General features: G+C 60.3%; 8 protein-coding genes. 4 read left to right on the top strand and 4 right to left on the bottom strand.

Features of this window, described 5'->3' with window-relative positions:
• The 3 genes from ABS88_RS21390 to ABS88_RS21380 form a co-directional block, all read left to right on the top strand.
• A partial coding sequence (locus ABS88_RS21390; RefSeq protein WP_286750526.1) for a TonB-dependent receptor domain-containing protein occupies positions 1–1,448 on the top strand: 1,448 nt, incomplete at its 5' end.
• 11 nt (positions 1,449–1,459) lie between these two features.
• Positions 1,460–2,164: a PepSY domain-containing protein gene (locus ABS88_RS21385; protein ID WP_003046351.1), complete on the top strand. Its 705-nt coding sequence runs from the start codon at positions 1,460–1,462 to the stop codon at positions 2,162–2,164.
• Positions 2,161–2,892: a PepSY domain-containing protein gene (locus ABS88_RS21380; protein WP_003046347.1), complete on the top strand. Its 732-nt coding sequence runs from the start codon at positions 2,161–2,163 to the stop codon at positions 2,890–2,892. The genes ABS88_RS21385 and ABS88_RS21380 overlap by 4 nt, the downstream gene beginning before the upstream one ends.
• A 6-nt stretch (positions 2,893–2,898) precedes the next feature.
• On the opposite strand, the gene hutC is transcribed toward ABS88_RS21380, so the two are convergent.
• Complete coding sequence (hutC, locus tag ABS88_RS21375; protein WP_217373014.1) at positions 2,899–3,633, bottom strand: histidine utilization transcriptional repressor HutC; 735 nt, start codon at positions 3,631–3,633, stop codon at positions 2,899–2,901.
• 182 nt (positions 3,634–3,815) lie between these two features.
• Positions 3,816–4,163 carry an alpha/beta hydrolase gene (locus tag ABS88_RS25070; RefSeq protein WP_353745131.1) on the bottom strand — a complete coding sequence of 116 codons (348 nt, stop codon included), beginning with the start codon at positions 4,161–4,163 and terminating at the stop codon, positions 3,816–3,818.
• Between ABS88_RS25070 and chrA the strand changes: the two genes are divergently transcribed.
• Positions 4,162–5,370, top strand: a complete 1,209-nt coding sequence (gene chrA, locus ABS88_RS21370; protein WP_217373016.1) for a chromate efflux transporter — start codon at positions 4,162–4,164, stop codon at positions 5,368–5,370. The two genes, ABS88_RS25070 and chrA, sit on opposite strands and share 2 nt — an antisense overlap.
• Before the next feature lie 189 nt (positions 5,371–5,559).
• On the opposite strand, the gene ABS88_RS21365 is transcribed toward chrA, so the two are convergent.
• Both ABS88_RS21365 and ABS88_RS21360 read right to left on the bottom strand, forming a co-directional pair.
• Entirely contained in the window at positions 5,560–6,078 is a 519-nt protein-coding gene (locus tag ABS88_RS21365; protein ID WP_217373017.1) for a DUF305 domain-containing protein, read from the bottom strand.
• Between the two features lie 323 nt (positions 6,079–6,401).
• Positions 6,402–7,670, bottom strand: a complete 1,269-nt coding sequence (locus tag ABS88_RS21360; RefSeq protein ID WP_286750525.1) for a tyrosine-type recombinase/integrase — start codon at positions 7,668–7,670, stop codon at positions 6,402–6,404.
• Positions 7,671–7,948 lie beyond the last annotated feature (278 nt).

Below are 7,948 nucleotides of genomic sequence, written 5' to 3'. Positions count from 1 at the left end.
TTCGCAACTCGATCGACCCGAGCAAGTGCAGCGTGACGGTTGGAGCTGCGATCCCCTGCGCTGACTATCTGGGCGCCGGCGACCTGACCCCCGAGGTTCTCGACTATATCCTTTTCACCTCGCGCGATCGCGGCGGCAACGAACTGGCGACGGTCACCGCCGATCTCAACGGCAGCCTGTTCAACCTGCCAGCTGGCACCGTCTCCTTTGCGACAGGGGTCGTCTATCGCAAGGAAAAGGGCTGGCGCGATCCCGATCCGCTGACCGTGCTCGGTATTGCCAACACGAACCAGCAGGATCCGATTTCGGGTTCGACCACGGCGAAGGAAGCCTATCTCGAGCTGTCGGTTCCGATCCTCGCGGGCAAGCCTTTCTTCGAGGCGCTGACGCTGGACGGCGCGGTGCGCTATTCGGACTATAATCTGTTCGGCAGCGACTGGAATTACAAGGCTAGCCTCGACTGGATGATCAGCGACAGCTTCCGCCTGCGCGGGACCTATGGCACCGGCTTCCGCATTCCCAACGTGCCCGAACTTTACGGCGGCGTATCGGAAGGCAATCTGACCACCACCGATCCCTGTTCGCGCTATTCGACGAGCGGTAATGCGACGCTGATCGCCAATTGCCAGGCGTCGGGTGTTCCCGCCAACTATGTGCAGCTCGGCACGACGATCCTCACCACGGTCGGCGGCAACGAGAATCTGAAACCCGAAAGCTCGACGACCTGGACCGTCGGCACGGTGATCTCGCCCAAAGGGCTGGTTCCCGGTCTGTCGCTGACCGCCGACTGGTTCGACATCAAGATCAAGGATGCGATTCGCGCCATCCCCGGATCGACCAAGCTGTCGATATGCTATGCGAGCCAGAATCTGTCGCACCCTTTCTGCGACGATTTCACGCGCAGCCCGCTGACGGGCGAAGTGACCTTCCTATCCGCGCAGCCGATCAATACAGGGCGCGAGGAGATGAATGGCCTCGATCTGGGGCTCGTCTATGCGGGCGGCATCGGCAGCGTGAACATCTCGCTCGACGTCAACCTGACTTATCTCAACAAATATGTCGTTCTGCCGTTCCCCGGCGGCGACCCGATCGATTTCGACGGCTTCATCGGCGGCGGCAATGGCGGCTATCCCAAATGGCGCGGCTATGGCGTGCTGACCGCCGAGAAGGATGGCGTCAGCGCCACCTGGTCGACCCAATGGATCGGCAAGGCGACCGACTTCAATGCGGCGCCCGGCGAAATCGGCTACAGCACGCCGAACGTCTTCTACCACAATCTCCAGGTCGCCTTCAAGATTGACGAGAAGACGCGCTTCCAGGTCGGCGTCGACAATGTCTTCGATCGCAAGGCGCCCTATATCCAGAGCTTCACCGATGCGAACACCGACACGATGACCTACGATCTGCTCGGACGGCGCTTCTATGTCGGTTTCCGCACCGCCTTCTGAGGAACCAGGAGATGGCGATACGTTGGCCGCTGCTCGTTCGGCGAACGCATAAATGGCTGGCGCTGGTCGTGGGTGTCCAGGCTTTGCTCTGGACGTTGACCGGCTTCTACATGGTGGTCGTTCACATCGACACCATCCACGGCGATCATCTGGTGCGCTCCCCGGTGGCCCAGCCCTTCGACCTCGATGGCCTCGCAGCGCCGTCGAAGGTCGTCGCGGCCGCGCCGGGGGTGTCCGAAATCCGTCTCCAGCGCTTTTTCGGCCAACCGGTCTGGCGCGCCGAGACCCCTGAAGGCGCGCGCCTGTTCGACGCGCGTTCGGGTGCGCCGCTGCCTGCCCTGACCGAGTCCCAGGTCCGCGAACAGGCACGGCGCATCTACACGGGTGACGGCAAGATCGTCTCGGTGCGACTTTTGACCGAGGCACCTCAGGAAATGCAGGCGCGCAAGCCACCATATTGGCAGGTCGAGTTCGAAGGCTGGAACCGGCCGACGCTCTATCTGTCGCCGGCGACGGGTGAGCTCATCTCGCGCCGCCACGCGCTGTGGCGCGTTTTCGACTTCGCGTGGATGCTGCATATTATGGACTATGACGAGCGGACCGACGTCAACAATCCGCTGCTCCGCGTCGCGACCTGGAGCGCCTTTGCGATGGCGCTCTCCGGCGCTTGGCTGCTGATCTGGTCTTTCAAACGCCGCAAAAGGAAGCAGGCATGAAACGCATCCGGCTGACCCCGCTCTTTTTCCGGCGTATCCATAAATGGGTGGGGCTGATCCTCGGTCTGCAGTTCCTGCTCTGGGCGCTCAGCGGTTCGGTGATGGCGCTGCTCGACAAGGACAAGGTCGGCGGGCACGGCGGCGGCATGTCGCACGCGCACGCGCTGCCCGCCGGCGAATATTTCGATGTCGCCGCCCTGCCGCGCGGCGAACCCGTCACTGGCGTGGTTCTGCGCGATCTCGGTGCGCGGCCGGTCTATGAGGTCCGCGCCGCCGGGGGCACACGCCTTGTCGATGCGACGAGCGGCGAGGATATTCGGGTCGACGAGCAGGTCGCCCGCGATGTCGCGGCGATGATGAACGAGGCGCCGATCCGCAACGTAAGTGTGCTCGCCAAACCCAATCTTGAATCGCGCGACCATGAAGGCGCGATGTGGCGCGTCGATTTCGCGGACGCCGAAAACAGCAGTGCCTATGTTTCGCTCGACACCGCTCGTTTCCTGGTGATGCGTGGCGATACCTGGCGGACATGGGACTTCTTCTGGATGCTCCACAATATGGACTACATCAACCGGAAGAGCTTCAATCATCCGCTGATCATCTTCGTCGCCTTCGGCGTACTCTGGCTTTCCGGAACCGGCTTCTACCTGCTGTTCAAAAGCTTCAGTCGCGCCGATTTCCGCTGGCTACGCCGTCGCAAACCTGTGGTTGTCGCTCGAACCAGCTGATCGGCGTCAATCGTCGATCGAGAAGGCGGCCGACAGTTCGAACCGGGTGCCGGGGTGTGTCAGCCAGGCATGCGACACGAGACGCGACCGGCTCCATGTCCGGCGCGTCATCTGGAGTACCGGCTCGCTCGCGGACAGCCCTAACATGCCACGCATTCGTTCGTCGGGCATCGTCGCACAGACACGGTGCTCGACCCGTTCGAGCGGCGCGATGCACGTCAGATATTCGTTCGGTGTCATCCGTGTGAAGTCGAGCGTGCCATAATCGGGCGCGATCGACGCGAGGACGAAACGCTCCTCGATCTGAATCGGGAATTCGGCCTCGTGATGGACGATGATCGAATGGAATAATTTGGTCCCTACCGAAACTTCGAGCAGCGCCGCCGTGTCGACATTGGCGCGCTCTTCCCGGTTCTGGATCACGCTGGCACGATAGGCATGACCTCGCTCGCGGATTTCCTCGGCGATGTTGCGGATTTCGATCATCTGGCCGATCGGCCTCGGCTCCGCGATGAACGAGCCACTTCCAGCGCGCCGCACGACAACACCGGCAGCCTGTAGCTCGCGGAGAGCACGATTCGCCGTCATGCGCGAAACGTCGAATTGTTGAACTAGTTCTGCTTCCGAGGGAACACGGTCGCCTGGTTGGAGGCGACCATCGCGAACGGCGTCGGAAATACTCTGCTTGATAACAACGTAGCGTGGTGTCGATTCATCACCGGCATGGTCGAGGGAAGGCATTGCCTCTCGGGGCTTGGGCATTGAAACTTTGGGCTTCCGAGTGGGCGAAGGACTCATAGGTCGTCTATACAACTTCACGGTTTCCCAGCTAGTTAAAAGAGAAGGCTGCCAATCGTCGATGTCGCAACGAAATGACGAGCGTCCTTGTCCGCTCGTCGAGCGCAGCGGCGTGCTCCTTTTTTTCAAAGAAACCTGGCTCGGCAAAGGTGGCCGGGGAACATCGCGATGGCAAAATCAGGCCGGCTGCTCCCTGTGTCTGTTTCGTCGACCGGCTCATAGGCTGCTTCTAATATATTGCTGGTCTGGGCGACCACATACCCGCCGGCTGAGAAGCCTATGACACCAATCTTATGGGGACCGATCTTGAGTTCGCCGGCGCGCGAGCGGACCAGGCGGATCGCACGCTGCGCGTCCTGCGGTGCAAGGAGGTGCTTGATGGGCCGCTTTACATTGCCGCTAGCACCAATCCGCGGAGCGGTTTGTGTACCGGCCAATTGAGTTGAGAAGACAGTGAGACTAGTTGGAGGCATGGAGGATATATCGGGCAACGAGCGGCCATCTGTTCGCGCTGGCAGTGCCCGCGAAGTATTTGCGGCCTTCCTGAAGCTCGGGGTGACGTCGTTTGGCGGGCCGATTGCACATCTGGGCTATTTTCGTGACGAGCTTGTCATCCGTCGTCGCTGGATCGACGACAGCGGTTTTGCCGAGTTGCTGGCGCTCTGTCAGTTCCTTCCTGGCCCCGCTTCGAGCCAAGCGGGGTTTGCGCTCGGCCTGATGCGCGCAGGTCCGTTGGGCGGGCTTGCCGCATGGACGGCATTTACATTTCCTTCGGCAGCGCTGATGTTTGGCTTTGCCGCGATGGCCGGCCATCTCGAAGGCGACATGGCGACTGCAGTGCTGCACGGCCTGAAACTTGCCGCAGTTGCCATTGTGGCTCAGGCGCTTTTCGGGATGGCGCGGACCCTTGTGCCCGATTGGTCTCGCCGAACCATCGCTTTGGCCGCGGCGGCGGGGATGCTGGTTCTGGCGTCGCCTGTGACGCAGATCGGATTCATTGCGCTTGGCGCTCTTTCCGGGCTGCTTGTTTGCACGCCGAAAGTCCGGTCCAGCATAGGGAATGGCGGGTGGATTCCGACGCGCAGAGCCAGTTTCCTGATGCTGACGGGGGCTGCCACTATTCTTCTCCTTCTCCCGGTTGCCGGGCGGGGCGGCTCGCTCTTCGAGCTTGCGGGTATTTTCTATCGCGCCGGGGCGCTCGTATTTGGGGGCGGTCACGTCGTTCTGCCGTTGCTCCACGCTGAACTGGTCCCGGGTTTCGTGGACGATACGGCTTTCCTGACCGGTTATGGCGCGGCGCAGGCTCTGCCAGGACCATTGTTCGCACTGTCGGCCTACCTCGGAGCCGTCGGCTCACCGGATGCGCCACTCGCAGGCGGACTGATCGCCATCGTCGCAATTTTTCTGCCAGGGCTGTTGCTCGTCGCGGGCGCGTTGCCGTTTCGCGCGGCGATCGCAAAAAATGCTCGCGCGCAGGCCGCGATCATGGGGGTCAATGCGGTCGTCGTCGGCATTCTGGCGGCCGCGCTTTATGACCCGCTCTGGACGTCCGGCGTAAAATCTTTCGCCGATGCTCTAATAGTGGGCGTCGGATTGCTGATTGTGCTGCGATTTCGCTGCCCTCCGCTCGCGCTCGTTGCCGGGACCGTTGGAGCCGCGCTGGCACTTGCAGTCATATAGTTGCGATACATAATCTCGGACGCGAATCTAGCGCGAACAAGCTCGGAGATGAAATAATGGGGATGGCGCATCCCTGCGGTACGAATGGCGGTTGATGGCTGCTCGGCATTTTACCCAGCTGTGCCGGCATCATCAGGTCTCGCAAAAGATGCGAGATTTGCCGCCGGACCAGATGATTTTGCGCTGGATCTATCGCTCCCTGTAATCGGGCAGCAACGGCGCGTCTGCGGCAATCGGATGCCGCTCGAGATCCACTATCAATGCCTTCATCTCATCAATTTCCCGAACCTGCGCCTCGAGGATGCCATCGGCGAGCTTGCGGACCCTGGGATCGCGAATCTTCGCCCGTTCGCTGGTCATGATGGCGATCGAATGATGCGGGATCATCGCCTTCATGTAGGAAACATCGTCGACGGTTTGCTGGCTGCGAACGAGCCATAACGAGGTTGCGAAGACGATCAGGCTGGCGGCCACGATGATCGCATTCATTCGGCGGTTATTGTACATCGACCACATGAAGCCAAGCATGATGATGGCCATCACGGCGCCCATATAGACCGCCATCCAAGCTCTCGTCTGGCTGTAGTAAATATGATCGAGCGCGTAGCTGTTCAGATACATCAGGCCGAACATGACAATGGTCGACGTCGCGATCATCGCCGCAAACCGGCCGTAGCTCGATCCATGCTTTTTCATGTCGCCGTTCATGGCTCTTGCTCCTTTCGTATGATGCGGCAAAGCAATTCCGATTGCGGGTTATGGAATGAATGCCGGACGACCGAACTCTGTTCCCTTTCGGCGATCATTCTTCACCGCGAGTCGCGTCCTGGTGGGCCAGTTCTCGATCCGCGAAGTTCTTCCAAATGCTGACCGATCTTGCCGGATTCCAGTCTGAACACTGACGGATGGCTAGTGGCCAATGGCTGTGATCCTGGCGCATCTCGTTTACAACGAGAGGGGTGACCAATGAGTAAGGGCATTTATCTCATTCGAGGAGTCGGCGGCGGACCTGCTCCTTTTCAGCGTGGCGTTTACGCTGCCAGATCAGTGGTTCGAAGCATTGCTGCGCCGCGACGGAGCAGGCGATCGATTTCGTTCGACGTCCGCTGCACAGCCAACTTCAGAGCTTCGTCGATGTGGACATAGTCTTGCGTGACATTCTGCGACGCATGGCCGAGCATGGCGCGGATCGTAAGTTCGGAAAAACCAAGATCGCCGGCGACGCTGCCGAACGTGTGCCGAAGCGTATGCGGAGTGACGCCCTTTATTCCCGCAAGACCGCAAACCCGTTTGAGGCATTCGCTAACGGCGGTGAAGGGCCCGCTTCCCACTGCCGATGGAAACGTGTGGGGATTGCCGGCAATGCCGGCTTGCGCGACGAGTACTCGGATCGCGGCAGGCCCGATGGCGCGAATTTGCGCGCCGCCTTTCGTGTCCGGAAAGGCCACATATCCACGATCTGCATGTAGCCAGTCGTGATGCATAGCCTGCGCTTCCTGTCGGCGATATCCGGTCAGCAGCAAGGTTCGCAACACGCCGAGCGCAACCGGATTCTCGCCATTGATCTCGGCATAGGCAATCGCCTTCCCGAGCAATTCGAGTTCCGTGACGCTAAGCCGACGCGTCTTCTTTTTTCCGGCGAGTTTCCTCGCGCCATGGGTCGGGTGAACCTCCAGCAGGCCCTTGTGCTTGGCGTGCCCGATGATGGCCTGGAGCGTGCCAACGCACCGCCCGGCAACACCAGGGCCACCGGTCGCTTTTCCGCCACGCCCCCCGGTTCGCGGCTTCGCCGTCTTTCCGTTCTTTACGTCCGTCTGCATCTGCTCGACATCCGCTATCTTCAGATGCTTGACCACGCGCTTTCCAAGCAAGGGAATGATGTGGGTCCGAATACGACTCTCGTCCATGTCGAGCGATGAAGACTTGATGGGAAGGTTCTTCCGGCCGAGGATATTTCCGGCGCGAGCTTCGGTGAGATACCAGTCGCACATCTCTGCGACCGTCATCGCGTTGCGCGACTGACGAGCCTCATCGGCCGGATCCTGCCCGACTATGACGGCGGCCAGCTTGAGCCGGGCGAGATCGCGCGCCTGTTCGACCGTAAGAACGCCAAAGCGACCGAGGTTCATCCGGCGCTGAATGCCCTCTGCATTGCGATACTGAACGATGAACGTCTTCAGGCCCGAGGGAAGGACGCGTAGCCCGAATCCTTTGATCTCGGTGTCCCAATAGATGAGCTGCTTCGAGGCCGGCGAAATGACCGCGTCGATCGTGCGTTTTGTCAACTTGCTCGTCGGCATGCTCTCAATCCTCTTGCTGACAAAATCTCGAATCGAGGCATTGTCAGCAAATTGTCAGCGCTGTACGGCGTTTCAGCGGCTAGGATAGGATAGGGCGCCGCAGCGATAATCTCAAGAAAATAAGCAATTATAGGGCGGTAGCGTAGAAAAAGAAGCAGCCGAAGAGGGTCGCGTTCAAGTTGCCAAGGTTGGGGTCGAGGGTTCGAATCCCTTCGCCCGCTCCAGTTTTTCCTAACATTTTCAGATGTTTGCCGGGCAGATCCGGCATATTACGCGGC

The sequence above is a fragment of the Sphingopyxis sp. SCN 67-31 genome (assembly GCF_001725095.1).
This window is presented reverse-complemented; position numbering and strand designations above follow the sequence as displayed.